General features: G+C 65.1%; 30 protein-coding genes. 13 read left to right on the top strand and 17 right to left on the bottom strand.

Annotated elements, in window-relative coordinates; all coding sequences use genetic code 11:
- Nucleotides 1-47 precede the first annotated feature (47 nt).
- Entirely contained in the window at nucleotides 48-257 is a 210-nt protein-coding gene (locus CA260_RS14465) for a cold-shock protein (protein WP_038616299.1), read from the bottom strand.
- Between the two features lie 277 nt (nucleotides 258-534).
- On the bottom strand, nucleotides 535-744 hold the full coding sequence (locus tag CA260_RS14470) for a cold-shock protein (protein WP_038616297.1): 210 nt from the start codon (nucleotides 742-744) through the stop codon (nucleotides 535-537).
- A 372-nt stretch (nucleotides 745-1,116) separates the two neighbouring features.
- On the opposite strand from CA260_RS14470, the gene CA260_RS14475 reads away from it, so the two are divergent.
- Entirely contained in the window at nucleotides 1,117-1,626 is a 510-nt protein-coding gene (locus CA260_RS14475; protein ID WP_238149770.1) for a hypothetical protein, read from the top strand.
- Between the two features lie 2 nt (nucleotides 1,627-1,628).
- Here CA260_RS14475 and CA260_RS14480 read toward each other — a convergent pair whose 3' ends face one another.
- The gene (locus tag CA260_RS14480) at nucleotides 1,629-2,753 is read right to left on the bottom strand and encodes a winged helix-turn-helix domain-containing protein (RefSeq protein ID WP_238149771.1); all 1,125 of its coding nucleotides are present in this window, start codon (nucleotides 2,751-2,753) and stop codon (nucleotides 1,629-1,631) included.
- Between the two features lie 306 nt (nucleotides 2,754-3,059).
- On the opposite strand from CA260_RS14480, the gene CA260_RS21195 reads away from it, so the two are divergent.
- Together CA260_RS21195 and CA260_RS14490 are read left to right on the top strand one after the other, a co-directional pair.
- Complete coding sequence (locus CA260_RS21195) at nucleotides 3,060-3,611, top strand: hypothetical protein (protein ID WP_172461858.1); 552 nt, start codon at nucleotides 3,060-3,062, stop codon at nucleotides 3,609-3,611.
- Nucleotides 3,612-3,714: 103 nt separating this feature from the next.
- Nucleotides 3,715-4,812: a phospholipase A gene (locus CA260_RS14490; protein ID WP_111983764.1), complete on the top strand. Its 1,098-nt coding sequence runs from the start codon at nucleotides 3,715-3,717 to the stop codon at nucleotides 4,810-4,812.
- A 50-nt stretch (nucleotides 4,813-4,862) separates the two neighbouring features.
- Here CA260_RS14490 and CA260_RS14495 read toward each other — a convergent pair whose 3' ends face one another.
- Complete coding sequence (locus CA260_RS14495; protein ID WP_172461859.1) at nucleotides 4,863-5,231, bottom strand: RcnB family protein; 369 nt, start codon at nucleotides 5,229-5,231, stop codon at nucleotides 4,863-4,865.
- A 424-nt stretch (nucleotides 5,232-5,655) separates the two neighbouring features.
- Here CA260_RS14495 and CA260_RS14500 point away from each other — a divergent pair, with 424 nt between their 5' ends.
- A complete protein-coding gene (locus CA260_RS14500) occupies nucleotides 5,656-6,186 on the top strand; it encodes a hypothetical protein (RefSeq protein ID WP_111983766.1) in 531 nt (176 codons plus the stop codon).
- Nucleotides 6,187-6,288: 102 nt separating this feature from the next.
- Here the strand turns inward: CA260_RS14500 and CA260_RS14505 are convergent, their stop codons facing one another.
- Nucleotides 6,289-6,771, bottom strand: a complete 483-nt coding sequence (locus tag CA260_RS14505; protein ID WP_111983767.1) for an FKBP-type peptidyl-prolyl cis-trans isomerase — start codon at nucleotides 6,769-6,771, stop codon at nucleotides 6,289-6,291.
- A gap of 107 nt (nucleotides 6,772-6,878) precedes the next feature.
- Here CA260_RS14505 and dacB point away from each other — a divergent pair, with 107 nt between their 5' ends.
- On the top strand, nucleotides 6,879-8,486 hold the full coding sequence (dacB, locus tag CA260_RS14510; protein WP_111983768.1) for a D-alanyl-D-alanine carboxypeptidase/D-alanyl-D-alanine endopeptidase: 1,608 nt from the start codon (nucleotides 6,879-6,881) through the stop codon (nucleotides 8,484-8,486).
- Nucleotides 8,487-8,666: 180 nt separating this feature from the next.
- Here dacB and CA260_RS14515 read toward each other — a convergent pair whose 3' ends face one another.
- The 3 genes from CA260_RS14515 to CA260_RS14525 are packed head-to-tail and all read right to left on the bottom strand — an operon-like array spanning nucleotide 8,667 to nucleotide 11,217.
- Nucleotides 8,667-9,167 carry a glutathione peroxidase gene (locus CA260_RS14515; protein ID WP_111983769.1) on the bottom strand — a complete coding sequence of 167 codons (501 nt, stop codon included), beginning with the start codon at nucleotides 9,165-9,167 and terminating at the stop codon, nucleotides 8,667-8,669.
- A gap of 60 nt (nucleotides 9,168-9,227) precedes the next feature.
- On the bottom strand, nucleotides 9,228-9,938 hold the full coding sequence (locus CA260_RS14520; RefSeq protein ID WP_172461860.1) for an MHYT domain-containing protein: 711 nt from the start codon (nucleotides 9,936-9,938) through the stop codon (nucleotides 9,228-9,230).
- A gap of 43 nt (nucleotides 9,939-9,981) precedes the next feature.
- Nucleotides 9,982-11,217, bottom strand: coding sequence for a methyl-accepting chemotaxis protein (locus CA260_RS14525; RefSeq protein ID WP_111983771.1), 1,236 nt, complete (start codon nucleotides 11,215-11,217; stop codon nucleotides 9,982-9,984).
- A 164-nt stretch (nucleotides 11,218-11,381) separates the two neighbouring features.
- On the opposite strand from CA260_RS14525, the gene CA260_RS14530 reads away from it, so the two are divergent.
- The 3 genes from CA260_RS14530 (at nucleotide 11,382) to CA260_RS14540 (ending at nucleotide 13,968) form a co-directional block, all read left to right on the top strand.
- A complete protein-coding gene (locus tag CA260_RS14530) occupies nucleotides 11,382-12,413 on the top strand; it encodes a methionine ABC transporter ATP-binding protein (protein WP_111983772.1) in 1,032 nt (343 codons plus the stop codon).
- Nucleotides 12,410-13,093 (top strand): methionine ABC transporter permease, encoded by a 684-nt coding sequence (locus tag CA260_RS14535; RefSeq protein ID WP_111983773.1) that lies wholly within the window; start codon nucleotides 12,410-12,412, stop codon nucleotides 13,091-13,093. Before CA260_RS14530 ends, CA260_RS14535 begins: the two co-directional genes overlap by 4 nt.
- 74 nt (nucleotides 13,094-13,167) lie before the next feature.
- Nucleotides 13,168-13,968 carry a MetQ/NlpA family ABC transporter substrate-binding protein gene (locus tag CA260_RS14540; RefSeq protein ID WP_111984398.1) on the top strand — a complete coding sequence of 267 codons (801 nt, stop codon included), beginning with the start codon at nucleotides 13,168-13,170 and terminating at the stop codon, nucleotides 13,966-13,968.
- Nucleotides 13,969-14,204: 236 nt separating this feature from the next.
- Here the strand turns inward: CA260_RS14540 and pncB are convergent, their stop codons facing one another.
- The gene (pncB, locus tag CA260_RS14545) at nucleotides 14,205-15,407 is read right to left on the bottom strand and encodes a nicotinate phosphoribosyltransferase (RefSeq protein ID WP_111983774.1); all 1,203 of its coding nucleotides are present in this window, start codon (nucleotides 15,405-15,407) and stop codon (nucleotides 14,205-14,207) included.
- 333 nt (nucleotides 15,408-15,740) lie between these two features.
- Between pncB and CA260_RS14550 the strand changes: the two genes are divergently transcribed.
- Complete coding sequence (locus CA260_RS14550; RefSeq protein ID WP_111983775.1) at nucleotides 15,741-16,562, top strand: cytochrome c; 822 nt, start codon at nucleotides 15,741-15,743, stop codon at nucleotides 16,560-16,562.
- Between the two features lie 353 nt (nucleotides 16,563-16,915).
- Here CA260_RS14550 and CA260_RS14555 read toward each other — a convergent pair whose 3' ends face one another.
- The 4 genes from CA260_RS14555 to CA260_RS14570 form a co-directional block, all read right to left on the bottom strand.
- A complete protein-coding gene (locus tag CA260_RS14555; protein WP_111984399.1) occupies nucleotides 16,916-17,938 on the bottom strand; it encodes an aminopeptidase in 1,023 nt (340 codons plus the stop codon).
- An 80-nt stretch (nucleotides 17,939-18,018) separates the two neighbouring features.
- Entirely contained in the window at nucleotides 18,019-18,414 is a 396-nt protein-coding gene (locus tag CA260_RS14560) for a hypothetical protein (RefSeq protein WP_111984400.1), read from the bottom strand.
- Between the two features lie 134 nt (nucleotides 18,415-18,548).
- Nucleotides 18,549-19,274: a histone H1-like repetitive region-containing protein gene (locus CA260_RS14565; protein WP_111983776.1), complete on the bottom strand. Its 726-nt coding sequence runs from the start codon at nucleotides 19,272-19,274 to the stop codon at nucleotides 18,549-18,551.
- Between the two features lie 112 nt (nucleotides 19,275-19,386).
- Entirely contained in the window at nucleotides 19,387-19,989 is a 603-nt protein-coding gene (locus tag CA260_RS14570; RefSeq protein ID WP_111983777.1) for a rhomboid family intramembrane serine protease, read from the bottom strand.
- A gap of 161 nt (nucleotides 19,990-20,150) precedes the next feature.
- On the opposite strand from CA260_RS14570, the gene CA260_RS14575 reads away from it, so the two are divergent.
- Complete coding sequence (locus CA260_RS14575; RefSeq protein WP_111983778.1) at nucleotides 20,151-21,032, top strand: PhzF family phenazine biosynthesis protein; 882 nt, start codon at nucleotides 20,151-20,153, stop codon at nucleotides 21,030-21,032.
- Nucleotides 21,029-21,505 carry a YaiI/YqxD family protein gene (locus CA260_RS14580; protein ID WP_111983779.1) on the top strand — a complete coding sequence of 159 codons (477 nt, stop codon included), beginning with the start codon at nucleotides 21,029-21,031 and terminating at the stop codon, nucleotides 21,503-21,505. The genes CA260_RS14575 and CA260_RS14580 overlap by 4 nt, the downstream gene beginning before the upstream one ends.
- A gap of 91 nt (nucleotides 21,506-21,596) precedes the next feature.
- Here the strand turns inward: CA260_RS14580 and CA260_RS14585 are convergent, their stop codons facing one another.
- A complete protein-coding gene (locus CA260_RS14585) occupies nucleotides 21,597-22,484 on the bottom strand; it encodes an NAD(P)-dependent oxidoreductase (RefSeq protein WP_111983780.1) in 888 nt (295 codons plus the stop codon).
- Nucleotides 22,485-22,548: 64 nt separating this feature from the next.
- On the bottom strand, nucleotides 22,549-23,727 hold the full coding sequence (locus CA260_RS14590) for an NAD(P)/FAD-dependent oxidoreductase (RefSeq protein WP_238149772.1): 1,179 nt from the start codon (nucleotides 23,725-23,727) through the stop codon (nucleotides 22,549-22,551).
- 107 nt (nucleotides 23,728-23,834) lie between these two features.
- Here CA260_RS14590 and CA260_RS14595 point away from each other — a divergent pair, with 107 nt between their 5' ends.
- On the top strand, nucleotides 23,835-24,317 hold the full coding sequence (locus CA260_RS14595; RefSeq protein ID WP_111983782.1) for a YajQ family cyclic di-GMP-binding protein: 483 nt from the start codon (nucleotides 23,835-23,837) through the stop codon (nucleotides 24,315-24,317).
- A 47-nt stretch (nucleotides 24,318-24,364) separates the two neighbouring features.
- Here CA260_RS14595 and CA260_RS14600 read toward each other — a convergent pair whose 3' ends face one another.
- Nucleotides 24,365-25,051 carry a DUF1345 domain-containing protein gene (locus CA260_RS14600; protein WP_111983783.1) on the bottom strand — a complete coding sequence of 229 codons (687 nt, stop codon included), beginning with the start codon at nucleotides 25,049-25,051 and terminating at the stop codon, nucleotides 24,365-24,367.
- A gap of 100 nt (nucleotides 25,052-25,151) precedes the next feature.
- A complete protein-coding gene (locus CA260_RS14605) occupies nucleotides 25,152-25,427 on the bottom strand; it encodes a GNAT family N-acetyltransferase (protein ID WP_111983784.1) in 276 nt (91 codons plus the stop codon).
- Between the two features lie 150 nt (nucleotides 25,428-25,577).
- Here CA260_RS14605 and CA260_RS14610 point away from each other — a divergent pair, with 150 nt between their 5' ends.
- The gene (locus CA260_RS14610) at nucleotides 25,578-26,003 is read left to right on the top strand and encodes an OsmC family protein (protein ID WP_111984401.1); all 426 of its coding nucleotides are present in this window, start codon (nucleotides 25,578-25,580) and stop codon (nucleotides 26,001-26,003) included.
- Nucleotides 26,004-26,049 lie beyond the last annotated feature (46 nt).

Raw genomic sequence — 26,049 nt, forward strand, 5'->3', positions numbered from 1 at the left:
AAAGGCCGACTTGCGCCGGCCTTTTTCATTAACAAGCGATACCTGGATCAAGCAGGTGCCACTTCATCGGCCTGCAGGCCTTTCTGGCCCTGCACCACCTTGAAGCTCACCTTCTGTCCCTCTTTGAGGCTGCGGAAACCCGTTCCGCTGATTGCCCTGAAATGCACGAAGACGTCGGGTCCGCTTTCACGACTGATGAAGCCAAACCCCTTGGCGTCGTTGAACCATTTGACTGTGCCAACTTCACGATCCGACATGACTCACTCCGATCTGCTCGACGCTGAGACAAGTCAGCCTCCCCTTTGGCCGACGGCTTACTGGGCATGCAGGGATCGGGTGAAGCGATGTGGACCCGGAGGGGTCGCGCACCGGGCATGCACGTGACCGAGCAACCACAGTGAATCCAGCATAACGGATTTCTTTAATGCAAGTGAATGGCTTTAGGCATTTTCACATTTCAACGACATTTGCATTGAAAATAAAAAAGCCAGGCATCGCTGCCTGGCTTTTCTTTTGCGTTATGAATAACGCTTTTTACTGCGGGATCACTTCATCAGCCTGCAGACCCTTCTGGCCCTGCACGACCTTGAACGAGACCTTCTGGCCTTCCTGCAGGCTCTTGAAGCCGTTGCCCTGGATCGCGCGGAAATGCACGAAGACATCCGGGCCATTGTCACGGCTGATGAAGCCGAAACCCTTGGCGTCGTTGAACCACTTGACGGTACCGATCTGACGATCAGACATGTAAATCACCTCTTGGGATAAAAAAGACTCAACTCGCGCAACGTGCGCGGGCCGACTTACTGGTATGCAAGGAAACCCTAGGGGTGATGCGATGAGGCTAGATCGAGATCAGGCGGCATCGGGTCACAAAACTCTGGTGACCCCGGCAGACACAGTTCGCGCATCATAGCGGTTCAATCGTCACAAGGCGAATAGGGCGTTTTCTCAAACTGAATGAATGCCAGATAACGGCGCGGCAATGCAGCTCGGTTTTCACATCGTCTTCTCATTTCATCCGGTCTTTACCGCGTAGGACGAGTATGAAAGTCTCTTCCCTCGCAACGGCTCTGAGACCGTCGAGGCGTCCGGCCGGCCATTAGAAGGAGAAGCTCGATGATGTCCCGTCGTACCCGCCTTGCCCTGTTGTCGCTGATCAGCGGTGGCATCGCGCTGGCTGGCTGCAGCAGCCAGCCCACCGCCACCACCACGACCACCACGACGACAACCGGCAGATCACACACGGGCGCCTCCACCTCGACGTCGCCCCGGAGCACGGGCACCTCCGCACCCCGATCGAGGACGGCAGCGCCCGGCGCGACCGGCGCACCCGCCGCCGCCACCGGCCCGACCGGAAGCACCGGGATACCGGCCTGCGACGACTACCTTGCCAGCTATGTCGCCTGCCACCGCACCGCGGCGATCTATCCGCCGGACCAGATCGAGGGGCATTACGAGGCCATGCGCGACAGCCTGCTGCGCGACTCGCAGGATCCCAATACGCGGCCGCAACTGGGTGGACGCTGCACGGCGCTGGCACAGACGCTGCGCCAGGCGTTGCATGGTCGCTCCTGTGGCCCGGTCAGTCCGGCCACGCCCGCGTCATCATCCGGCAAGGGCGGTTAGGTTCAGCGCCCCCGCCACAACGCACGCAGCGCGCCCGCAACACTCGCCGGGCGCGTGCGTCCCCATCGCACCTTGGGCGTGCCATGCCAGTGCGCCGTCGCACCGACCGCCTCGGCAACCTCGGCGAGCAGGCGCTCGCTCGGTTGCACGTCCGGCTCGAGGAACAAGGCCTTGACCTCGAACACGCCTTCCACGCGGTGCGCCTTGGCGTCCAAGCGCCCCACCAGTCGTCCGCGATGCAGGATGGGCAACACGTAGTAGCCGTAGCGCCGCTTCGGCGCGGGCACGTAACACTCGATGGTGTACTCGAAACCGAACAGCGCCTGCGCCCGTGCGCGATCCCATACGACGGGATCGAACGGCGACAGCAACGTCGTGTACGTGCCGCGCAGCTTTCCTTCCGCCGCCTGCGCGAGCAGTTCCGCGTGATCGGGGTGCACATAGGCGGGCACGTTCCAGTCGGCGACGTCCACCGCGAGCAGCTGCCCTGCTTCGACCAGCGGTGCAAGTTCGCGATCGGTCACCGCGGGCTTCAGGCGGTAGTAGTCGGCGATCCAGCGCGCCTGCGTCACGCCGAGCGCGCGCACGCTGTCGAGGATGAAGCGCTGCCGTAACGCGGCATGGTCCATCTGCATCAGCGCTGCATCCATCGGCGGATCGAGCTTGGCCAGTACGCGCTCGGCCAGGTCGTACACGCGCTGGAAACGCTCGCGCCGCGTGACCATCAATTCGCCCAGCGCGAACCACGCCTCCAGCCAGCGCTTTTCCGGCTTCCACGACCACCATCCACCCGCGCTACGCTGCTCGCTTTCGAAATCCGAAGCACGCGCGGCGCCTCCTTCGCGAATACGCGCGAGCAGTGAGTCCATGCCTTCGCGGTGTTCGCGATGCATGCGCGACGCATGCTTGTAAGCCCAGTGCATCGACCGCTGCATGCGCCACGCCTGATGCAGGGGAAGATCGGACGCCGGCACGAAGCACGCCTCGTGCGCCCAGCACTCGGCGATGCGCCCCGATGCCAATGCATCGTCCAGCCACGCGGGGTCGTAATCACCCAGACGCGAGTGCAGCACCATATAGGGACTGCGCGCGATCACATGGATGCTGTCGATCTGGAGCAGATTCATCCGTGAGATCGCGGCGACCACATCCGCCGGGCGCGCCTTGGCGCGCGGCTTGCGCAAAAGGCCCTGTGCGGCGAGATGCAGCCGCTGTGCCTGCGCAAGCGCTAAGCGAGCGTGCGGAATGCCTGAAGGAATCGACAACGGTAACGACGACTTCACGCGCTCACGATGCCTGTATTGAGGCGGCATTTATCGGGCCTTTGATAGCGTGGTGGCCAGCGGGGAGCAGTTCGCAGCGCGATATCGCCACGTTCGCCGCTCCACGCACATCCGTCCACTAGCCACGCATTCTGGCATGGAGTAACGACGATGAAATCACGCAAACCCCTTCTCGCGCTCCTGGCCGCCGGTTCGATGACGGTGGCCGGTTCGCTGCTCGCCCAGGACCAGGGCATGCAGACAGCGCCACCGCCTCCGCCGCCGGCCCCTGCGGCACCGACGCAGGCCACGCCACCGCCACCTCCGCCCTCCGCGCCTGCTGCGCCGATGCCTGCCACGCAGGCACCGCCTCCGCCGTCCGCGCCCGCCGCACCGCCATCGAGCATGCCTGCCACCTCCGCTGCACCGTCAGCGCCGGCGGCGACCATGCCAGCCGCCACGCCTACGCCACCGCCACCGGCCGGTACGCAGGCCAACGTCAACAGCCCGCAGGGCCAGGTGACCATCAATTCGAGCGTGCCACCGGTCGTCGCCGGTCCCGCCCCCAGCTTCGAGCAATTGTCGGGCGGTTCGCGCTTCATCACGGAAGACCAGGCCGCTGCGTATCCCCTCCTTGCCAACGACTTCCTTTACGTGGACAAGGGGCACACCGGCCATATCACCAAGGCGCAGTACGAGCGTTGGTTGAACAACAACAAGTAAGATGACGCTCCCCAGGCGGGCCGGTCGCTGGACTGGCCCGCTTCATTGCATTGCCGCGCCAAGATCTTGTCGGCGTCGCGCAGTACGCGGATGGAGCCCATCGATGCGATTGACCTTATGCGTGGCCGCCATGCTTGTTGTCGGCCAGCCCCTCGCCGCCCACGCGCAGAATCCGGATCCGATGGATATCCGCGCCTGCACAGCCATCGAGACCGATTCCCAGCGCCTCGCCTGCTACGACCGCGCCACGGGGCGTGAAAACCTTCCCGCGGCGCGCAAGAAGAACGAAACGACAGCGCAGGAAACCAAGCCCACGGGCAACAACGTCTTCGGGCATGAAACGCCCGCGCCGACGCAAGCGGGCACCGCCACCGAGGAAGTGAAATCGCTGTCGCTGCTCGACAGCCGATGGGAGCTGACGCCCGAGAGCAAACTCGGCACGTTCAACCTGCGCGGCTACAAGCCGATCACGATCATGCCGGTGTTCGCCACCAGCAACCAGAACGACCAGCCGCATAGCCCCAATCCCATCAACACGGTCAACACGCCGCAGAACCTCGACAACATCGAGGGCAAGTTCCAGATCAGCCTGAAGACCAAGGTGTGGCAAGGCGTGTTCGGCGACGCCGGCGATGTGTGGGTGGGTTACACGCAGGCCTCGCACTGGCAGGTATACAACAAGGAAACCTCCAGGCCGTTCCGCGAGACGAATTACGAACCCGAGGCCATGCTGGTGTTCAACACCCACTACGAGGTGGGTGGTTGGGACGGACGGCTGCTGGGCATCGGCGTCAACCATGAATCCAACGGCCGCTCCGATCCGCTGTCGCGCAGCTGGAATCGCGTGATGGGTTACGTCGGCTTCGAGCGCGACAACTGGACGGTGACGATTCGTCCCTGGTGGCGCATACCCGAAGGTGGCAAGGACGACAACAATCCCGACATCAGCAATTACATGGGCCGGGCCGACATGCAGATCATCCGCGAATGGAAAGGGCAGGAATTCGGCCTGATGCTTCGCCATTCGCTGCGCGGCGGCAGCGAGAGCCATGGCGCCGCGCAACTCACCTGGGCCTTTCCCATCGCCGGCAACCTGCGCGGTTACATGGAGCTGTTCAAGGGCTATGGCGAGAGCATGATCGACTACAACCACAACGCCACGTATCTCGGCATCGGCCTGTCGCTGCTCGACTGGTACTGACCAAGACGCCACCGCCGAATCGACGGTGGCGTCCCTTCCGCGACATGTGGTCAGTAGCCGCCGGACACGTCGATGATGACGCCGCTGGAAACCAGCGTCAGGTAGAACTGGCCACCGTCCGCACGCACCCAGCGATAGCCCGGATCGGGGCGGCGCAGGTGATAGTGCTCGTAATCGGTCACGTAGTACTCGTGCGCGTAGTAGCGATCAGGCAGGCGATCGCCCTTCTTGTACCAGCCATTGTGCTTGCCGTTGTCATGGCGTCCCTCGTCCTTGGGGTTGTGGCCACGATCGTGGTCGCCATCCTCCCAATGCTTGTCATCGCCATGTCCATGACCTTCCTGCGGACTGGCCATGACCATCCCACTTCCGACGAACAATGCGGCCGTCGTGACGGCGAGAATCAGCAGACGCTTCATGGGGAGCTCCATCCATACAGTGAAAGGATTCGGCGCGCGGCAACGCGTGCCGGGACCGCCGCATCGATGCGTGCGGCGCGGAGGCAACATCGCACAAAGCGACCCGCACTGGCCGAATCGCCGCCAAACGACAACGAAATCGTGCGGGCTCCGTTCATGGTCGCCGCCCTAGCCTCGAACCCGCTCGTCATGCGATACAGCACACAGAATGGATGGCCAAACGGTCAGGAATCGGCGCTTTCGTTGAAGCCGCCTTGCCCAACCTGAGAACCGTGACCCTTTCCTCCCCGCGATTGTTGGGCGACTATCCGACGCCCGGGCGATCTCGCGCCCTGTGTTGTGCTGCAGCACCGCATCGCCGTTGCGAAGTCTTCAGGCTCCCGAGCAACCCATGGGAGCGCGACCCATCCTCCAAAGGCGCACCATGAAAAAGCGCGTAAAGCTGTTTTCATCGCTGGGCATGGCCGTGGTTCTTTGCATGAGTGGCTTCTACGCATCGGCGGCCGATCTTTCCGCTGCCGCCCCCGGCGATCGGGAAAGCGACGCGCTGACGGACGCCTATACGGCTTTCGCCGGATCGAGCAGCAACGCGCACGCCCTTGTCGAGGGCCTGCTCAACGGAAGCCGAATCACGCTGGTCATGCCCTCGTCCTCGGGCAAGTCCTCCGCCCCAACGTCGTTCACGCCGAAAACCGGCAAGCTGGGCTACGACAACGTCAGGATGGCGCTTGCGCTTGCGCAGGCGGCCCTCGCCAAGGCGCAGATCACACAGCCAACGGCGGCGCAGATCGAAGCGGTGTTGAACGGCGGCGCGATCATGGCGCCCTACGGTCCTGCACAGATGCCAGGCGTGCTCGCGCTGCGCAGTCGCGGCCAGGTATGGGGAAACATCTCGAAGGCGCTGGGCGTCAAGCTCGCGGCTGACGGCAGCGTGGCGGCGGCGGACAGCCCGTGACGGCAAGAGGAAATGCGCACTGCGCATGCTGACGGCGCGCCCGTGCGGTGCGTCGCCTGAGAACCGGAGCGCCGGCCATCACACCGGCGCTCCATCGACCACTCAGTGGTGGTGGCCACCTTCGCCGTGCACGTGGCCATGGGCGAGTTCCTCCTCGCTGGCCTGACGCACGTCGGTCACTTCGACGTCGAAATGCAGGGTCTGGCCCGCGAGCGGATGGTTGCCGTCGATGTGCACCTTGTCGCTCTCGACCTTGGTCACGGTGACATTGATGACACCCTGCGGACCACGGCCCTGGAACTGCATGCCCGGCTGGATGTCTTCCACGCCCTGGAAAGCCTCGCGCGGCACTTCCTGCACCAGCTCGGCGTGATGCACGCCATAGCCCTCTTCCGGCGCCACGTTCACCTTGAACTGATCACCCACCTGGCGCCCTTCCATCGCCTTCTCCAGGCCCGGCACGATCTGGCCCACGCCCTGCAGGTAGACGAGCGGCTCGCGACCCTCCGAGCTGTCGAGCACCTGGCCCTGGTCGTCGGTCAGCGTGTAATGGAAGGAAACCACGGAATTCTGTGCGATCTGCATGACGTTCTCGATTGGGGAAGGAAGCGCCCGCTGACGCTGGCGCGAACGCCAAGGGTAACAGACCCCGCCGGTAGGCACCGGCGCGCCGGATTGGCGATACTTCGTGCATGGGCACGTTGCACCCTCTGTTTCGCCGCACTATCGCCATCACGCTCGGCGCAGCCATCGGTTGCCTGGCGACCTCGTCATGGGCCTCGGAAGAGGCGCCACGGGGCGTACAGCCTCCATCGGCGCCCTCGGTGTCGCTGTCCGATCAGATCAACAGCCTGATCGCACAGCCGCGCTTCGCCGGAGCGGACTGGGGCATTTCGGTGATCTCGCTGGACAGCGGACGCACGGTCTACGCGCATCGCGCCGATCAGCTGTTCCAGCCGGCCTCGACCTCCAAGCTGTTCACGGCCGCCGTGACGTTGAGCGAACTTGGCCCCGACTACCGCATTCCCACCCGCGTATTGGCGACCAGCGACATTCGCCACGGCCGCCTCAACGGCCCGCTGGTGCTCTACGGCATGGGCGACCCCACGCTCGGCGCCGATACCTCCACGGCGCAGTGGGCCGACCAGCTCGCCACGCAGTTGGCCGCCCAAGGCCTGCGCCAGGTGCACGGCGACCTGGTGGCGGACGCCACGTATTTCGCGAGCCCGGCGATGGGCACCGGCTGGGAGGCGATCGATCTACAGAGCTGGTTTGCGGTGCCGGCCACTGCGCTGAGCGTGCGCGAGAACCAGGTGGAGGTGACCATCACGCCTGCCGCCGCCGCGGGAATGGCGGCCAGCGTCAGTCTCGATCCGGGCGACGCCATACCGAGCGTGATCAGCGAAGTCACGACGGGCGCAGTGCATTCGCGCGCCGACGTCAATCTCTACCGCGCGCCCGGCGATGCCGTGCTGTATGCCTTCGGCAACGTACCCGCCAAATCGCCTGCGCAGACCTACAAGCTCGCGGTGCCCGATCCCGCGCGTTTCGCCGGCATGCTGTTGCAGCAGGCGCTGGCGCGCCACGGCATCCAGCTCGATGGCAAGGTAGTGTCGGTCCAATGGCCTCGCCGCGATACGCTGCTTGATGCGCAGCCGCGCACGCTCGCCGAAGTGCTGTCGCCACCGATCGGAGAAATCCTCGGACGCGGCCTGAAGCGTTCGCAGAACCTCTATCTGCAGAACCTTCTGCTGCTCGCCGGCGTCAAGGCGCAGGCCGATGCCGTGCAGCAGAACGGCGACACCGGCTTCATCACCAGCGAGCGCTGGGGCATTCGTGCCATGCAGCAGCTGCTCGAACGCGTGGGCATCGCACCGGGCGCCAGCGTGATCGAGGAAGGCAGCGGCCTGTCCCGCCGCAATCTCGCCACGCCCAATGCGATGGCCCGACTGCTCGCCTTCCTCGCTACCCAGCCCTATGCCGCAACGCTCGAGGATGCATTGCCGCTCGCCGGAGTGGACGGCACCCTGCAATGGCGCATGCGCAACACGCCGGCGCAGAACAACCTGCGCGCCAAGACCGGCAGCATGAGCTACGTGCATTGCCTCGCGGGCTATGTCACCACGGGCGATGGCGAACGACTTGCGTTCGCCATCATGCTCAACAATTACAACCCGCCGGCAGGCGCACCCAGCGCCACGCGCGACATCGACGCGATCGCCGTCATGCTGGCCGGGCTGCGAAACCGCGTCGCCGCACCGGTATCAGCGCCGAGCGTCGCCACTCATCCGGCCAACTGAGCCCTAGAGCCCGTTCACCATCGCCGCATAGCCCGCGCCGGGAACTGTGTGCCCGCAGGCCAAGCAAGAACGAGGGCATGTATGTCGATACACAACCGAGTGATGACGCCGGCGTGCGGGCAAACAGACCCGGCCCGGAGGGTTGACCATCTGCGCCCGCCAGGAAGCGGACGCAGTTGGTCAACGCGGGCCATGCGGCGATAGTGAACGGGCTCTTAGATCCTTGCCGATCTTTTCCGGCGTATCGGTGGGTGCATAGCGCTTCACCACCTGGCCATCGCTGTCGACCAGGAACTTGGTGAAGTTCCACTTGATACCCTCGCTGCCGAGGATGCCCTTGCCTTCACTCTTCAGCCATTTGTAGAGCGGATGCGCGCCCTCGCCGTTCACTTCGATCTTGGCGAACATCGGGAAGGTCACGTCATAGCTGGTGGAGCAGAAGTTGCGGATCTCCGCTTCATCACCCGGCTCCTGATGACCGAACTGGTCGCACGGAAAACCGAGCACCACCAGGCCCTTGTCGCGATCATCTCGCCACAGCGCTTCCAGTCCGGTGTATTGGGGCGTGAACCCGCACTTGGAGGCCACGTTCACGATCAGCAGGGTCTTGCCGCGGTACTCGGCGAGCGAGCGCTCGTTGCCGTCGATGTCGCGGGCGGAGAAGTCGTAGACGGAAGTCATCGCGATGAATCCTCGGACAGAGGGGCCCAGTCTATCGCCATACCGCGCCGGTGCGTCCGCTTACTTGAGCAGCGCCCACCATTGCGACAGGCTCACCGCGGCCGTGCCTGCCATCACCAACCCGAGAATAGTCCAGGCATCGCTCAATTCGTTGGAAGGCGAACAATACGCGCCCGGCGCGAAAATGGCTGCCGCCATGCCGGTGTAATGCATGCCAGTGACCGCCACGGCCATCACCAGGGCCGCTCCCAGCCGCATCGCCACGTGCGTCCAGCGATGACTGGCGCGCAGCCAGGTCATGATCAGCAGCGCTGCGCCGCTCGCGCCCAACGCAATGGCAGCCGATGTCCAGAACAGCACCGGGCGATATTCGATGCCCGGCAACATGCGCATGGCATACATGCCGCCGTAGTGCATGAGGCAGACGCCGGCAGCCATCAGCACCGAGGCGACCAGCCAGCTCAGCAGGCGCACGCCGTCGCGGATGACATAGAAGCCGATCGCGCTCACCACGACTGCCACCAGCCATGAAGCGGCCGTGATCCACAGATCGAAGCTCACCGGCACGCCCAGCGTGAGCGCCGCCATGCCCATGAAATGCATGGACCACACGCCGGTGCCGAATGCAAAGGCGCCGGCGATGATCCAGCGCCCTTTTTCTTCCGGCGCGGCGGCGCGGATGCGCGCGGTCATTTCGATGCCGCAGTAGCCCGCGAGCGTGGCGATCACGAACGAGTACGCCACCATGACCAAGTCGTAGTGCTGTTCCATCGAGGAGCCCCTTGACGATGAGCGACGAAACGCCGGACGGCGATCAGGCGCGCGTGAAAGTGAAATAAGCCACGTTGTCCGCCAGGCCATCGGCCTGCGCGAGCATGTGCCGGCTGGCCTCGCTGGCCTGGCGCAGCAGCGACTCATGGGCGCGCATCGCCTCGTCGATCCGGTTGAGCGCCATGCTGGCTTTCCCCACGCCATGCGATTGCTGTGCGCTGGCGCGGGCGATATGACCGACCACGTCGGTCAATTCGCGCACGCTGTGCACGATCCTGGCCAGCGTGTCGCCGGAACGGCTCGCGAGCTGCGTACCATCCGCGATCTTTTCGCGGCTGTCGGCGATCAGCTGCTTGATCTCGCCCGCCGCCACCGTGCAGCGCTGGGCGAGATCGCGCACTTCGCCTGCCACCACGGCGAATCCACGACCATGCTCACCCGCGCGTGCCGCCTCCACGGCGGCGTTGAGCGCGAGCAGGCGTGTCTGGAACGCGATGGCGTCGATGAGCCCCACGATGTCGTCGATGCGCCCACTGGAATGGCCAATGGCGACCATGGCCTGCTGCATCTGCGACACCACCTCGCCGCCGTCCTCCGCGCACACGCGCGCATCGGCGGCGAGCCGGTCGGCGTGGCGCGCATGCTCGGCGGTTTCCTCCACCGACGCGGACACGGCATCCATGTCTTCGGCCGTGTCGCGCAATCCGCTGGCATCCTCGCTCAGCTGGCCCGACAGGCCCTGGTTGTCCTTCACCAGCTGTTGCGCGGCGACGTTGACGGCGCCTGCGCCGTCGCGCACCTTGCGGATCACATTGGCCAGGCGCTCGTCCATGTCACGGAAAGCAGCGCGCAATTCACCGATCTCGTCGGAATAGAGCGCGGGAATGCGGTTGTCGAGGCGTCCATCGGCCACCATGCGCGCCAGCGCCAGCGCGTCGCGCAGGCGGACCGTCACCGATCGCACGAAGATCCCGTCGAAGATCACCGAAAGCAGCAGGCCTGCGAGCACGACGCCCAGCGCCACGTTACGGATGTCGTGCCCTTGCGCGGCATGCTTCTGCGCGCCCGCCTCCAGCGACTGGCGCGCGGCCGTCAGCGAAAGATCGGGGTGCCCGGCCTGCAGCTGGGCGAACACGCTGCTGGCTTCCCTGTAGACCTCATCCGTATTGGCATTCGCACGATCGATGCCATAGAGCCCCACCAAACCGGTGACCACCAGGAACAACAGCACCAGCCCTAGCCGCAATCCCATGCGGACCTTGATCGTGTAGCGGATCATCCGAGCCCCCCAGCTCTTTGTCGCAGCACCGCTTATCGGCAGTTTCGGCACCAACTTGAGGGCGGTTTCGGACCGGCAACGCCAGTTGTCTTATGCTTGGCAGCCGCCGGCCTGCCGGCACCCGTCCCCAAGGCGCCCGCCTCCGGTTTGCACGAAGGTATCCCGTGATCAGATTCCAGGCCGTCCACAAGTCCTACCGCGTCGACGGAAAGGATGTTCCCGCGCTGCACGCGTTCGACCTCGACATCGTCGACGGCGAGGTGTTCGGCATCATCGGCCATTCGGGCGCCGGCAAATCGACGCTTATACGTCTGATCAACCTGCTGGAGCGGCCGAGCGGCGGCCACATCCTGGTCGACGGCACCGACATGACGATGCTGAGCGACGCGCAGCTGCGCGAGAAGCGCCAACGGATCGGCATGATCTTCCAGCACTTCAACCTGCTGGCTTCCCAGACGGTGGCGGAAAACGTCGCCTTCCCGCTGCGCCTCGCCGGCGAGCGCGATGCGGAGGTCATTCGCCGTCGGGTGGACGAACTGCTCGCCCGCGTGGGGCTGAGCGCCCATGCCGACAAGTTCCCTTCGCAGCTGTCCGGCGGCCAGAAGCAGCGCGTGGGCATTGCGCGCGCACTGGCCAACCGGCCGTCGATCCTGCTGTGCGACGAGGCAACCAGTGCGCTCGACCCGCAGACCACCGCCGCGGTGCTCGACCTGCTGGCGGAGATCAATCGCGAATTGAAGCTGACCATCGTGCTGATCACGCACGAAATGGACGTGGTGCGGCGCGTGTGCGATCGCGTGGCCGTGCTGGATGCGGGCACCATCGTGGAGAGCGGCGCGGTGGCGGATGTGTTCCTGCATCCCAAGCACCCCACCACGCGTCGCTTCGTCAACGAGGCGCTGCCCGAGGAGGCTGCCGGCGAACAGGCACCATTCGCGAACGTGCCCGGACGCATCCTGCGCCTGTCGTTCCGCGGCGAAGCCACCTGGACGCCGGCGCTGGGGCGCGTGGCTCGCGAAACCGACGTGGATTTCAACATCCTCGCCGGCCGCATCGATCGCATCAAGAACCTGCCCTACGGCCAGCTCACCCTGGCCATGCAGGGCGCCCGTGTCGACGAGGCGTTGGCCAGCCTGCGCCAGGCGGGCATCGAAGTCGAAGAAATCACCACGCTGTCGCCGGAGAACCGCGCATGAACTCGCCGCTGCAGAGTCTGTTTCCCAACATCGACGACTGGAGCGAGATCGGCCGCGCCTGCATCGACACCCTGCTGATGCTGGGCGGCTCGCTTCTGCTCACCGTGGCGATCGGCCTACCGCTCGGCGTGCTGCTCTACCTCACCGGCAAGGGCCAGCTGCGCGCCATGCCCAAGCTGTACGCCATCCTTTCGCTGGTGGTGAACATCCTGCGCTCGATCCCTTTCATCATCCTGATGATCGTGCTGATGCCGCTCACCTATGTGCTGGTAGGCACCAAGCTGGGCATTCGTGGCGCGATCCCGCCGCTGGTGATCGGCGCCGCGCCGTTCTTCGCGCGCCTGGTGGAAACCGCCTTGCGCGAAGTGCAGCGCGGCGTGATCGAGGCCAGCCAGGCGATGGGCGCCAGCACCTGGCAGATCGTGCGACATGTATTGCTCCCGGAGGCTCGCGGAGGCCTGATTGCGGGCACCACGGTCACTGCCATCGCGCTGGTGGGCTATACCGCCATGGGTGGCGCCATCGGCGCCGGCGGTTTGGGCGACCTGGCCTACCGTTACGGCTATCTCAGCTACAAGTCGGACTACATGCTGGTCACGGTGGTGCTGCTCATCGTGCTGGTCCAGATACTGCAGATGCTGGGCGACCGCATCGTGGCGCATTACACGCGTCACCAGTGACGCGTTTTTGCATCCGGCGGTATGGACGGCTATTCTGTTGCGCCGCATCACAGAAACCTTCCGTCATGACGAAGATGCATAAGCTCATTGCCATTCTTTCCGGCCTGCTCCTGCTGGCGGGCTGTTCTTCGTCCAACGGCGGTGGTGAAGCAGCCGGCCAGAAGCTGGTGGTCGCCGCCACCGCCGTGCCGCACGCGGAGATCCTCAAGCAGGTCAAGCCGATCCTGGCGAAGGAAGGCGTGGACCTGGAGGTCAAGGTGTTCGCCGACTACGTCCAGCCCAATACGCAGGTGCTGGAGAAGTCGATCGACGCCAACTATTTCCAGACCAAGCCCTACCTCGATGCGTTCAACCGCGAGCGCGGCACCAACCTGACCATCGTGACGGGCGTGCACATCGAGCCGTTCGGCGCATACTCGCGCAAGCTCAAGGCGATCGACCAGCTGCCCGACGGCGCCACCGTCACCCTGCCGAACGACCCTAGCAACAATAGTCGCGCCCTGCTCCTGCTGGCCAAGCACGGCATCATCACGCTGAAGGATCCGAGCAACGAGCTGTCCACGCTGAAGGACATCACCGCGAATCCGAAGCAGCTGAAGTTCCGCGAGCTGGAAGCGGCGATGCTGCCGCGCACGCTGGACGAAGTGGATCTCGCCCTGATCAACACCAATTACGCGCTGGCCGCGGGCCTCAACCCGACCAAGGACGCGCTGCTGATCGAGGACAAGGATTCGCCGTACGTGAACTACCTGGTGGCGCGTCCGGACAACAAGGACGACCCGCGCATCCAGAAGCTGGCGAAAGCGCTGACCAGCCCGGAAGTAAAGCAGTTCATCGAGCAGAAGTACCAGGGCGCGGTGCTGCCGGCGTTCTAAACCACAACCAGCCCCGCCCCCTTATGTAGGAGCGCACCCAGTGCGCGATCAGCCAACGGAGCGGTGAAACCGTCTCGCCGCGGTCGCCCACTGGGTGGGCTCCTACAGAAATAGAGCTGCGCCTCGCTTTACCTGTAGGAGCGCACCCAGTGCGCGACAAGCCAACGGAGCGGTGAAGCCGCAACGCCGCGGTCGCCCAATGGGTGGGCTCCTACAGGGGAAGACGCCCGCCCAGCTCAGGCAACCGCTGTCGCCCGATCAGGCTCTACGGGAATCTCGAAGACCTGCCGCAGGTAGGCCACATAGGCACTGTCCTCGCACATGTTCTTGCCCGGCGAGTCGCTGATCTTCGCCACCGGCTGGCCGTTGCAGCGGATCATCTTGATGACGATCTGCAGCGCCTCCGGCCCTACGTCGTTGGTGAGATTGGTGCCGACGCCGAAGGCCAGCTGGCAACGGCCATGGAAGTGCTTGTACAGCGCCATCACCTTGGGAATGTCCAGGCCGTCGCTGAACACCAGGATCTTGGTGCGCGGGTCCACGCGGTTCGCACGGTAGTGCGCCAGCACGCGCTCGCCCCAGGCGAACGGATCGCCCGAGTCGTGCCGCGTGCCGTCGAACAGCTTGCAGAAGTACATGTCGAAATCGCGCAGGAACGCGCTCAGTCCGTAGACGTCCGACAGCGCGATGCCCAGGTCGCCGCGGTATTCGCGGGCCCAGGTTTCCAGCGCCGCCACCTGCGAGTCGCGCAGGCGAGGGCCGAGGGCCTGGTGCGCCTGCAGATACTCGTGCGCCAGCGTGCCCAGCGGCGTCAGGCCGAGCTTCCACGCCAGCCATACGTTGCTGGTCCCGGCGAACTGTTCGCCCAGGCCGTCGCGCAGCGCGGTCACCACTTCCTCGTGCCATCGGCGCGAAAAACGCCGGCGCGTGCCGTAATCGGCGATCTTGCAGCCCGCAAAACCATCGGTATCGCGTAGCAGGGCGATCTTGTCGCGCAGTCGCCGACGCCCTTCACCGAGATCCAGACCCGGCCGGGTATTGCGGAAATACACCTCGTTGATGATCGCCAGCAGCGGCACTTCGAACAGGATGGTGTGCAGCCAGGGGCCACGGATGCGGATCTCGATCTCGCCCCGTCCGGCCTGCGCGGGCTGAATGTCGACGTACTTGGCATTGAGCTGGAACAGTCCCAGGAAATCGACGAAGTCGCTCTTGATGAAACGCCAGCTGCGCAGGTAGTCCAGTTCCTTCGGCGTGAAGCGCAGCGAGCACAGCTGGTGCAGTTCGGCGCGGATCTCGTCGATATACGGCACCAGGTCGATGCCGGGGTTGCGGCACTTGAACTTGTACTCGACCTGGGCGGCCGGATAGTGGTGCAGCACCACCTGCATCATGGAGAACTTGTACAGGTCGGTGTCGAGCAGGGAGGAAACGATCATCGGTCGCTCGCGCGGCGCGGGGGAAGGGTTGGATTATCCCGCTCCGGATGCCGGTGGCGCGAGCGCACGGGTCACGCAGGCAAATAAAAACCCCGGTAGCCAGGGGAGGGGCTACCGGGGTTTTGTCAGGCCGGTCCTAACAAAGAGGGGGAAATGGGACCGACCCCCCAGTGGCACGACGAAGCTGCACCACTTCCTGTCGCCGTCACGGCGATACGGTTGGTTAGTGTGGGCCGCGGGGACCTAGTTCAAGCGTCCCCGTGGATTCGTTCAGCTTTTGGCAAGCTGGCGGAGCCGCCTACAATCGGCGCCCTTGCCCTTGGGAAAACTCCGATGCCTGCCCTGCTCCGCCGCCTGTGCATGCTCGCCCTCTGCGTGGCCCTGCCCCTGCGCGCCGCCGAGCTGACTGTCGACCTTGGCCATGGCGCGCGCACCTACCGCACGGAGCAGCTGCTGGCCCGCGGCGACGCCCGCACGATCGACATTCCCGACGATGTGTCGTTCAAGCGCGCCATGCGCTACCGCGCCGTGCCATTGAAGGCCTTGCTGCAGGGCGCGAGACCGGAGGATGCGCTGCTGTTCGTGGCCTCCGACGGCTTCGCCGCCGAGATCCCCGCCACGACGATCCTGCAGGCGCATGGCTCGGAAGCGTGGCTGGCTGTCGAAGAACCCGCCCGCCCGTGGCCGCCGCTCGCCGAGAACAAGGTTGCAGGCCCGTTCTACGTGGTGTGGACCGACCCGCAGGCCATGCGCATCGGGCCGGAACAGTGGCCGTTCCAGCTGGCCGCCATCCGTCGCCTCGCACCCGTGGCGGAACGCTTCCCGGGCATCGTGCCCGATCTGGCGCTGAAACCCGACGGAGCGGTCCGCAAGGGTTTTGCCGTGTTCCAGCGCACCTGCTTCGCCTGCCACACGCTCAACGGCCAGGGCGAAGCCCGGCTGGGCCCTGATCTCAACATTCCGCACAATCCCACCGAGTACCTGCGGGAAGACCTGCTCCGCGCCTACATCCGCGACCCGCAATCGCTCAGGCACTGGCCGCAGGCGCGGATGCCGGGCTTCGACCGCCAGGCGCTTTCGGATGCGGAGCTCGATGAGCTGCTTGCCTACCTGCGCCATATGAGCGGGCGCAAAGCGCATCCCACATCGCCTTAAGGCAACACTGACTAAGTATTGCCGTCGTCATGATGTCTGGAAGGCTCGCCGGCTGTGTCGCGTGGCGCCGGGAAGACTGGCCGTCTTGCCAAGCCGCGCGGCACGGTAGGCGGGCCTTCCAGACATCACCCATCATTGAAAATTCAACCGGCTGGGCCCGCCCTGTCTGTCCGCACGCCTTCGGTCCGCTGGCTCGACAGACGGCCAGTCTGCCTTCCTCGCTCCTCAAGGCTGCGGCCATCCATGGCCGCTGCCCGCGTGCGCCAACGGCCCTGTGGCCTGCGAACAGACGGGGCGGGTGACGACGCGAAGCTAGTCCCGTGGGACGACGGCAATACTTCGTCAGTGTTGCCTTAAGGTTCACCGCTGGCGGCGAGCCGTTGCTGCAGGGCCTGCTCACGCTGCGCCGCGGGCAGCCGCGAGAGCGCCCGCACGTTGGTGTAGAACGCGGGCCACTGCCCTTCGGCCTGCCGGAACAGCGTGGCGAAGGCCGGCGTCCAGCGGTCGTAGAGCCCGAACGGCAGCAGCCGCGCGTTGTTGATCGGTGCAGCCACCCACGCATCGTAACGATGATCGTCCGGCCAGTTCTTCGCACGCCACTGCGCGTAATGCGCGCGGAAATCGGCGATCTCACGCTGCTTGCCGGCTTCCATGGCGGACGCGTCGACACCGCTGGCGTACAGCCTCTTCAGGCGATCGCGCAGGTCCAGCACCTGTTGCGTGAAACCGTCATCCATCGCCTTGCTTCGCGCGTCCTGCGGCGCCATGCCTCGCGACTGTCGCCACTGGCGCAGCCCCTCCTCCTGCACGAAGGTGGCGAAGGACTCGTTGAACGCGCTGTCGTCCTTGACGTAAACCAGCTGGTGGGCCAGTTCGTGAAAGATCGTGCCGGCCAGCTCGTCGTCGTCCCAGCGCATCATGCTGCTGAGGATGGGATCGGCGAACCATCCGAGCGTGGAATAGGCGGGAACGCCGCCGACGTAGACATCGTCGCCTTTGGCCTCGAGCCGTGCCGCCTCCTGCTTCGCCCTGTCATGCGAAAAGTAGCCGCGGTAGGCCACGCAACCGGCGAACAGGAAGCAGTGCGTCACCGGCGCCACCGAATAGCGCGGCGTGGCGAACACGTTCCATACCACGTAGGGGCGATCGAGCTGGACGTAACTGGTGTAGCTGCGGTTATCCGGCAGGGCGAGCGCCGTCGTGGCAAACCGGCGCGCCTGTTGCGCCAGCGCCAGGCGCCGCTTCACGGCGGGGTCCGTGGAGGGATCGGCAACCACCTCGGCGATGTCTCGGCGGTGCAGCACCAACTCGCCCTGCCCTTCGGCGACATGCGCGTAATAGCCCACCGTGCCGCAGCCAGAAAGCATGAGGCCCATCGCCAGAGCGATGGGCCTGAACAGTGCGTGGGTTGGCGGCATGCAGGTAGACAACCTCATGCCGCGATTGTGCCCTGACTTCAGTGGCCGTGGTTGCCGTTCCAGCTGCCACGGTTGCCATGCCAATTGCCGTGTCCGGAATAGCCGCCATGGCCGCCGTAGTAACCGCCGTGGCCGTAGTAACCACCGTGACCGTAGTAGCCGCCATGGTTGTAGTAGTGCGAATGACCGCCGTACCACACGCCGCCGATGCCGACGCTCACGGCAGGGCCGTAGCAGCAGCCATATCCATAGCCGTAATAACCGTAGCTCGGGTAGTAGTAGCCCGGCGCAGCGCTGTAGGTGACGCCACTGCCGTAATAGGCATCGCCATACGTCGCCACGGGGCGCACGTAGCTGTAGCCAGGATCGTAATAACAACCGGATAACGCCGCGGTGGCGACCGCGAGGGCAACACCGGCAAGCACGCGTTTCATGACCATCACCTCACGGGTAGATGACTCCACTCTGGACCCGATCGATTAAGTGCGTGCTGAATGCGCTTTTCGCACGGCCGGGAGGCACGGGCCGCCCAGCCATGCGCTTGCGAACGACGGTTTCCGGCACCGGTTCAGCCGTTGCCGCCGCGTTCGGGAGGCTGCCGGATGTGACCGTAGACCGCTTCGCTGGACACGCCCATGCCGGAGTTGCCATTGCCCTGGTTGCCGGTGTCGCTGGAAGGCGGCTGATCGGCGCCGGGCCACGTCGGGCCTTGTTTCACGCGCTCCTGCTTCGCTTCGAGCAGGGCCTGGATGTGCGCGGCCGCTTCCTGCGGCGTCAGCTGTTTCTTGGCCGCCTTGCGCGGTGACGCCGCCCGCGGACGTACAACCCGCTTCGGTGCCGCCGTCTTGTGTGCTCGGCGCGGCGCGGTCTTGCGCGTCGTGGCCTTGGTCGCGGCGGTCTTGCGTGTCGCGGCCTTTTTTGCCGGGGTCTTTTTCGCCGCGGCCTTGCGCGCCGTCTTGCGCACGGTCTTCTTCGCCGTCTTCCTGGCGGCGGTGGTCTTGCGCGTTGCTGGCCGCTTGGCCGTGGATTTGCGGGCGGAGGTCTTGGCTGCCGTCTTGCGGGTGGCGCTCTTGCGCGCCGTCGTCTTGCGGGCAGCGGTTTTCCTGGGCGTGGCTTTCTTGGCAGTGGTCTTTCGCGCGGAGGATTTCCGGGCGGCCGTCTTTCGGGAGGTCACTTTCTTGGCAGGCGCCTTGCGTGCGGCGCTCTTGCCGGTGGCGGTCTTGCGGGTGCTTTTGCGGGTGGCTGCTTTCCTGGCCGAGGATTTCTTCGCGGCCGGCTTGCGCGTCGTTGCCATGCGTCTTCACTCCTGCGGTTGTCGAGAGTGCCCGACGCCCTGCTCGCCAGGCAAAACGAGCATTAGCACCGCGAAGATGTATCCGATGTGAGCAACTCCGCGAGTCGTCCGCTCAGAAGCGCGGCTGCGCAAGCTGCGACAGGAAATACGAGAACACTTCGGGCCGCAGCAGCAGCGTGAACGCCACACCGAACGCGGCGCCCCACAGGTGCGCGCTGTGATTGACGTTGTCCTGCGCACGGCGATCCATGTAGATCGAATAGGCCAGGTAAAGCACCGCGTAGATGATGGCCGGCATCGGCACCACGAACACGATGATGCGTGACCACGGCGCCAGCAGGATGTAGGCGAACAACACGGCGGATACCGCACCCGACGCGCCCAGGCTGCGATAGTTCGGGTTTCGCCGGTTCTTGAGATAGGTCGGCAGGATCGAAACCACCATCGCCACGATGTAGAACAGGGCGAAGCCCAGCATGCCCAGCCGCGCCGTATAGAAGCCCTCCATCGAGCGGCCGAAGAAGAACAGCGTGATCATGTTGAACAGCAGGTGGTTGAAATCCGCATGCACCACGCCGTAGGTCACCAGCCGGTGATACTCGCGATGCCGCGTGATGGCCGGCGGCCACAGGATCAGGTCGTTCATGAGGCGGACGTTGTTGAACGCCATGAAGGACACGATGCAGGTGATGGCAATGATGGCCAGGGTGATCATGCGGTTTCCGTGAGAATCATCGGGACAAAGAGCCCGCATCTTGGCCGCGCGCGCCCGGCTTGTCGACACCGCCTGCGCGCCGGACGCCGCGCACGGCCTGCCTTTCCGCACTATCATTCGCGGCTTCGCGCGTTTTCCCCACGCCTGCAGGCCCCCTCCCCATGTCGATCCGTTACCTGCATCTGGACGTCTTTGCCGCCACGCCTGGCGGCGGCAACCACCTGGGTGTCGTCACCGACGCCACCGGCTGGAGCGATGCCCGCATGCAAGCCTTCGCCCGCTGGACCAACCTGGTCGAGACCACCTTCCTGCTCCCGCCGAGCCAATCCGACGCGAGCTACCGCGTGCGTATCTTCACGCCGCACAAGGAAATTCCCTTTGCCGGGCATCCCAGCATCGGCAGCGCGCATGCCGTGCTGCTGTGCGGCCTGGCTGCGCCCGTGAATGGCGTGCTGTGGCAGGAATGCGGTGCGGGCGTGCTGCCCATCCGCGTCGAGGGCAGCGGTGAGGATCGCCAGCTGTTGCTGAAATCGCCGCACGCCGTGGTGGAAAAGACCGGCCTGGACGCCCATCCGCTGCTGCAGGCGGCGCTAGGTGGCATCGGCCTTGGCGCCCTGCCGCCGGCCTACGTCGCCGGTGGACGCCACTGGTGGCTGGCCGAGTGCGCCGACGAGGCCTCCCTGCGCCACTGGCAGCCGGATCATTCGGCGATCGGCGCGTTGGCGCACGCCACCGACAGCCTGGGTCTTTGCGTGTTCGCGCGCAGCTCACACCCCGACTACCCGCTGGTGGTGCGCGCCTTCCCGGCCGGCGTCGGCATCGTGGAAGACCCCGCCTCCGGCGCCGCCAATGGCCTGATTGCTGCCTACATTGCCCACGCCGAGCCACATGGCCCGCTCGCCGGCGGCTACATGGTGAGCCAGGGCCGCGAGATCGGCCACGACGCCAGCCTCGCCGTACGCATCGACGGTGATGTCGTGTGGATCGGCGGGCGCACCAACACCATCATCGACGGCACGCTGCACTGGAACGGCGCGGCGTGAATCCCGCCGCGCAGATCTGGGTGGATGCGGACGCCTGTCCGGCGGCCATCAAGGAAGTGCTGTTTCGCGCCGCCGAGCGCGAGCAGGTATCGGTGACGCTGGTGGCCAACCAGTGGCTGCGCACTCCGCCTTCGAAGTACGTGCGCGCCATCCAGGTGCCCGGCGGCTTCGATGTGGCCGACAACGAGATCGTGGAACGCGTGGCCGCGGACGACCTGGTGGTCACGCAGGACATTCCCCTGGCCGCCGCCGTGATCGCCAAGGGCGCGCTCGCCATGCATCCACGCGGCGAGCTGTACACCGCCGACACCATCGCGCAGCGCCTTGGCATGCGCAATTTCATGGATGAATTGCGCGGCGCCGGCATCGACACGGGCGGCCCGGCGGCATTCCATCCGCGCGACAAGCAGGCGTTCGCGAACCAGCTGGATCGTTGGTTGACGCGGCGCAGGCAGGCGAAACCACGTCTGTAGGAGCGCACCCAGTGCGCGACCGCGGCGCTGGGTAGTCATCCGCTTCGCAGGCTTATCGCGCACTGGGTGCGCTCCTACATGAGAGCGTTTGTTACAGCTTGCGCTCGTCCAGATGCGCGCGCCGCGCGGCGACCTGAGCCATGATCGACCAATCCACGTCCTCGTCGCCCGCCGACAGCGCCTCCAGCAGGCTGTCGTGCAGCAGGCTGGCCAGCGGTAGCGGTACACGCGTGGCGTCGGCGGCGGACAAGGCCAGGCCGATGTCCTTGTAGCCCAGCGGCAAGGCGAACCCGGCCGGCGTGTAGCGTTGTTCGGCGATCAGCTTTGCATAGCCCTGGAAGGCCGGCGACGCAAACAGCGTGCTGGTCATCACTTCGAGAAAGTCAGCCGCGCTGACGCCATGGGCGCGCGTGAGCGCCGATGCTTCGGCCATGCTCTCGATGGCGGCACCCAGCATGAAGTTGCCGGCGATCTTCACGACGTTGGCGCGTTCGGGCGCATCGCCCAGCGGCCAGATGCGGCTGCCCATGGTTTCCAGCAGCGGCCGCACGCGCTCGATCACGCCCGGCCTGCCGGCGGCAACGATGTTGAGCTTGCCGGCCGCGGCCACATCCGGACGTCCGAAGACGGGAGCGGCGACATAGTCGATGCCGCGCTTGGCGTGTTCTGCCGCCAGCTCCTTGGCGAGCGCCACCGAGATGGTGGCGTGATTGACATGCACGATGCCCTTGTCCATCGCGTCGAGCAGCCTGCCTGCAAGGAAGACATCGCGCACGGCCTGGTCGTTGGCCAGCATGCTGAACAGCGCGTCGCCGAGCACGGCACGATCTGCAGTCTTCACCACTTTGGCGCCCAGCGATGCCAGCGGCTCGGTGGGGCCCGGCGAACGGTTCCATACCGTTACCTCGTGGCCGGCCTTGATGAGGTTGCTCGCCATGGCACTGCCCATGGCGCCGAGGCCGATGAAACCGACTTTCATGTGTTCTTCTCCACGTTCTGCAGCGCCGCCAGTGGATCACGGCGCGCGTTCAGCTCATGCGAAATCAGACCACTTCACCTGCCGCGTGGCCCGATGCCCATGCCCACTGGAAGTTGTAACCGCCCAGCCAACCGGTGACGTCCACCACTTCACCAATGAAGAACAGACCCGGAACCAGTTTCGATTGCAGGGTCGACGACGACAGACCATCGGTATCGACGCCACCCAGGGTGACTTCCGCCGTGCGGTAGCCCTCGGTGCCGCTGGCGACGATGGGCCAGTCGTGCAGTTGCGCGCCGATCTGCGCGAGTTCCGCTTCGCGGTACTGGCGCATGGGCCTGCTTTCGAACCACAGCTCGCACAGGCGCTGCGCGAGGCGTCGCGGCAGCAGGTCGGCAAGCACGTTCTTCAACTCGGCCGCCGGACGGGCCACGCGCTGTTCCTGCAACCAGGCGCCGGCATCCGCTTCGGGCAACAGATCGATGCGCAGGTCATCGCCCGGCTGCCAGTACGAGGAAATCTGCAGGATGGCCGGCCCGCTGATGCCGCGATGCGTGAACAGCATGCCGGCGCGAAAACTGCGTTTTCCTACGCGCGCTTCGACAACGGGCAACGCGACGCCGGAGAGATCCTGATAACGCTCCTGGTGTTTTCCACTGAGCGTCAACGGCACCAGCCCCGCGCGTGTAGGCAGCACGTTGTGGCCGAACTGCCGGGCCAGCTCATAGCCGAAACCCGTTGCGCCCATGCTGGGAATGGACAGCCCGCCCGTGGCGACCACCAGCGACTGCGCATGCACTTCGCCATGGGCGGTAAGAACGTTGAAACCCTCTTCCGTGCGCTGCGCGCGCGTCACACCACAACTCGCTTCGATGCGCACGCCGGCCTGCGCGCATTCATCCAGCAGCATGCGCACGATCAGCTTGGAGGATTCGTCACAGAAGAGCTGGCCGAGCTCCTTCTCGTGGTAGGCGATGCGGTGCTTTTCCACCATCGCGATGAAATCCCACGGCGTGTAGCGCGCCAATGCCGACTTGGCGAAGTGCGGGTTGCCCGAGAGATAACACGACGGCGTCACGCCCATGTTGGTGAAATTGCAGCGGCCACCGCCCGACATCAGGATCTTCTTGCCGACCTTGTTGGCGTGATCCACCACCAGCACCGAGCGCCCGCGCTGGCCGGCCACCATGGCGCACATGAGCCCGGCGGCACCGGCGCCGATGACCAAGACATCCACTTTCACGCACGCACCGCCGTCATGGCCTGCTCCCATTGCAAGCCGCGCATTATCCGCCAGCCGAGGCCATATCGCTTAAACTTCGGCTTTCCATCGCATACGGGACGGCCGCCATGCCCTCTTTTGACGTAGTTTCCGAAGTCGACAAGCACGAGCTGACCAATGCCGTGGACCAGGCCAACCGCGAGTTGACCAGCCGCTTCGACTTCAAGGGCACCGACGCCAAGTTCACGCTGGACGACTTCGTCATCACGCAGACCGCACCCAGCGAATTCCAGTTGCAGCAGATGCTGGACATCCTGCGCGGCCGACTGACCACGCGGAAGATCGACATCCGCGCGCTGGAAGTGGGCGACCCGGAAACCAACCTGGGCGGCTCCCGCCAGAAGGTCACCGTCAAGCAGGGCATCGAGCAACCGATTGCCAAGAAGCTGGTGGCCGCGTTGAAGGAAGCCAAGCTCAAGGTCGAGGCGCAGATCAACGGCGACAAGCTGCGCGTGACCGGCAAGAAGCGCGACGACCTGCAGCTGGCCATGGGCGTGCTGCGCAAGGCCGACGTGGAACTGCCGCTGCAGTTCGACAACTTCCGCGACTGAGAAAGCCCTTCGACGCTCGTCCGGCCACGGCCGGACAAGCGCGGCGATCAGGCCACCAGGCCGGCGGCGATATTCACGCTGATCGCGATGATGAACACGTTGAAGAAGAACGCGATCACGCTGTGCATAAGCGCCACGCGACGCAGATAACGGCTGGTGATCTGCACGTCCGAGACCTGAAAGGTCATGCCGATCACGATGGCGAAGTAAGCGAAGTCCCAGTAGTCGGGCTGCGGCGTGCCCGGGAACTCAAGGCCTTCGTGCTTCTTGCCGAAATCGCCGTAATAGCCATGTGCGTAATGCATGGCGAACATGATGTTGAGGAACAGCCACGACAGCACGATGCTGCTCGCGGCGATCACCAGGCCCTGCACGCCGCCGCCGTGCGCGGCGCCCAGTTCGGTGGTGAGCGCCACCGCGACGACGCCGATTAGGCCCAATGCCGTCCACAGCACGCCCCAGCGCCCGGTGTCCTGCCGACGCGCCTGGCCCCGCATCATCTCCATGGTCGAGCAGCGCCCGAACAACCTCGCCAGTGCAATGAGATACACCAGTACGCCCAAGTCGAATCCGAGCAGCAGCGCCTTGGCCGGTTTCATGTGGAAGGCAAGCCACAGCACCAGCCAGGTCGCCAGGAAAAACGCCGTGGAAGCGGCCAGCCGCGGGCGGGCGCGCAACATGCGGAAGTGGACTCGCCTGCCGGGCGACGGCGCATTTCCGGTGGGCGTATTCATGCATAGGCCCCGACGGGCAACGAGCGGCTGACGATCAAGACGGTCTCTCCCATGGCCCGGCAGCGGGCATGGCGCATCTTAATGCCGTTTTGCGAACCGCTCAGATATGCAGGTCCTGGTACTCCGGATGGCGCGTCATCCAGATTTCGGAATAGGAACAGGCAGGATCGACCTTCCAATGCTCCGCACGCGCCATGTCGAGCGCGGTTCGCACCAGGTTGGAAGCAATGCCACGGCCGCCGACCGCCGAGGGCACGATGGTGTGCGTGATCGTCATGACGCCATCGATCAAGGTGTAATCCAATACGCAAGGGACACCGTCGACCTTGGTCTCGAAACGGTGCGTCCTTGGGTTGTGGTTGATCTCGGCCTGCATGAAACACTCACCCTGATGAAACGATGGCGCGCAGCGTAATGCATCGCACGGCAAACCGCGCGTGAAGGTTACGGTTGTCGCCGTTCGCGTTTCTTGCATGAGCGGATGGGCACACTCACCAAGCAACCGGTCACTGCGCGAGGCACCACCATGAAGAGGACAGCGTCCGCCGCCTGGGCCGGCGGCCTGAAGGAAGGCACCGGCACGATCTCCACGGCCACCGGCGTGCTGCGTGATGCGCCCTACGGTTTTCGTTCACGCTTCGAAGACGGCCCGGGGACGAACCCGGAAGAACTGCTGGGCGCCGCACATGCCGGCTGCTTCAGCATGGCGCTCGCGTTGGGGCTGGAACAGGCGGGATTCGTCGCCAAGCACATCGAAACCAAGGCCGTCGTCACGCTCGACAAGGATGGCGACGGCTTTGCCATCACCACCGTGGACCTGACCTGCAGGGCGAGTGTTCCTGGCATCGACGCTCAGGCATTCGACAAGGTCGCGCAAGCCACCAAGGCGGGCTGTCCGGTGTCGAAGGTGCTGAAGGCACAGATCAATCTGGACGCCCAACTGGAAAGCTGAACTCGGCGTCGTGACGCGGCAAGCGGCGCCTGCCATCCTCGCCACC

The organism is Dyella jiangningensis, assembly GCF_003264855.1.
GTDB classification, from domain to species: domain Bacteria; phylum Pseudomonadota; class Gammaproteobacteria; order Xanthomonadales; family Rhodanobacteraceae; genus Dyella; species Dyella jiangningensis_C.

What these genes read in the sequence shown, in the direction of transcription:
- CA260_RS14500 (WP_111983766.1), top strand. Translation starts at nt 5,656, where the DNA reads ATGAAAAAGCGCGTAAAGCTGTTTTCATCGCTGGGCATGGCCGTGGTT.
- CA260_RS14495 (WP_172461859.1), bottom strand. Translation starts at nt 5,231, where the DNA reads ATGAAGCGTCTGCTGATTCTCGCCGTCACGACGGCCGCATTGTTCGTC.
- CA260_RS14480 (WP_238149771.1), bottom strand. Translation starts at nt 2,753, where the DNA reads ATGAATCTGCTCCAGATCGACAGCATCCATGTGATCGCGCGCAGTCCC.
- CA260_RS14610 (WP_111984401.1), top strand. Translation starts at nt 25,578, where the DNA reads ATGAAGAGGACAGCGTCCGCCGCCTGGGCCGGCGGCCTGAAGGAAGGC.
- CA260_RS14605 (WP_111983784.1), bottom strand. Translation starts at nt 25,427, where the DNA reads ATGCAGGCCGAGATCAACCACAACCCAAGGACGCACCGTTTCGAGACC.
- CA260_RS21195 (WP_172461858.1), top strand. Translation starts at nt 3,060, where the DNA reads ATGAAATCACGCAAACCCCTTCTCGCGCTCCTGGCCGCCGGTTCGATG.
- CA260_RS14465 (WP_038616299.1), bottom strand. Translation starts at nt 257, where the DNA reads ATGTCGGATCGTGAAGTTGGCACAGTCAAATGGTTCAACGACGCCAAG.
- CA260_RS14565 (WP_111983776.1), bottom strand. Translation starts at nt 19,274, where the DNA reads ATGGCAACGACGCGCAAGCCGGCCGCGAAGAAATCCTCGGCCAGGAAA.
- CA260_RS14535 (WP_111983773.1), top strand. Translation starts at nt 12,410, where the DNA reads ATGAACTCGCCGCTGCAGAGTCTGTTTCCCAACATCGACGACTGGAGC.
- CA260_RS14555 (WP_111984399.1), bottom strand. Translation starts at nt 17,938, where the DNA reads ATGGGCCTCATGCTTTCTGGCTGCGGCACGGTGGGCTATTACGCGCAT.
- CA260_RS14600 (WP_111983783.1), bottom strand. Translation starts at nt 25,051, where the DNA reads ATGAATACGCCCACCGGAAATGCGCCGTCGCCCGGCAGGCGAGTCCAC.
- CA260_RS14515 (WP_111983769.1), bottom strand. Translation starts at nt 9,167, where the DNA reads ATGACTTCCGTCTACGACTTCTCCGCCCGCGACATCGACGGCAACGAG.
- CA260_RS14470 (WP_038616297.1), bottom strand. Translation starts at nt 744, where the DNA reads ATGTCTGATCGTCAGATCGGTACCGTCAAGTGGTTCAACGACGCCAAG.
- CA260_RS14560 (WP_111984400.1), bottom strand. Translation starts at nt 18,414, where the DNA reads ATGAAACGCGTGCTTGCCGGTGTTGCCCTCGCGGTCGCCACCGCGGCG.
- CA260_RS14525 (WP_111983771.1), bottom strand. Translation starts at nt 11,217, where the DNA reads ATGATCCGCTACACGATCAAGGTCCGCATGGGATTGCGGCTAGGGCTG.
- CA260_RS14595 (WP_111983782.1), top strand. Translation starts at nt 23,835, where the DNA reads ATGCCCTCTTTTGACGTAGTTTCCGAAGTCGACAAGCACGAGCTGACC.
- CA260_RS14550 (WP_111983775.1), top strand. Translation starts at nt 15,741, where the DNA reads ATGCCTGCCCTGCTCCGCCGCCTGTGCATGCTCGCCCTCTGCGTGGCC.
- dacB (WP_111983768.1), top strand. Translation starts at nt 6,879, where the DNA reads ATGGGCACGTTGCACCCTCTGTTTCGCCGCACTATCGCCATCACGCTC.
- CA260_RS14475 (WP_238149770.1), top strand. Translation starts at nt 1,117, where the DNA reads ATGATGTCCCGTCGTACCCGCCTTGCCCTGTTGTCGCTGATCAGCGGT.
- pncB (WP_111983774.1), bottom strand. Translation starts at nt 15,407, where the DNA reads ATGATCGTTTCCTCCCTGCTCGACACCGACCTGTACAAGTTCTCCATG.
- CA260_RS14490 (WP_111983764.1), top strand. Translation starts at nt 3,715, where the DNA reads ATGCGATTGACCTTATGCGTGGCCGCCATGCTTGTTGTCGGCCAGCCC.
- CA260_RS14540 (WP_111984398.1), top strand. Translation starts at nt 13,168, where the DNA reads ATGCATAAGCTCATTGCCATTCTTTCCGGCCTGCTCCTGCTGGCGGGC.
- CA260_RS14585 (WP_111983780.1), bottom strand. Translation starts at nt 22,484, where the DNA reads ATGAAAGTCGGTTTCATCGGCCTCGGCGCCATGGGCAGTGCCATGGCG.
- CA260_RS14505 (WP_111983767.1), bottom strand. Translation starts at nt 6,771, where the DNA reads ATGCAGATCGCACAGAATTCCGTGGTTTCCTTCCATTACACGCTGACC.
- CA260_RS14570 (WP_111983777.1), bottom strand. Translation starts at nt 19,989, where the DNA reads ATGATCACCCTGGCCATCATTGCCATCACCTGCATCGTGTCCTTCATG.
- CA260_RS14575 (WP_111983778.1), top strand. Translation starts at nt 20,151, where the DNA reads ATGTCGATCCGTTACCTGCATCTGGACGTCTTTGCCGCCACGCCTGGC.
- CA260_RS14520 (WP_172461860.1), bottom strand. Translation starts at nt 9,938, where the DNA reads ATGGAACAGCACTACGACTTGGTCATGGTGGCGTACTCGTTCGTGATC.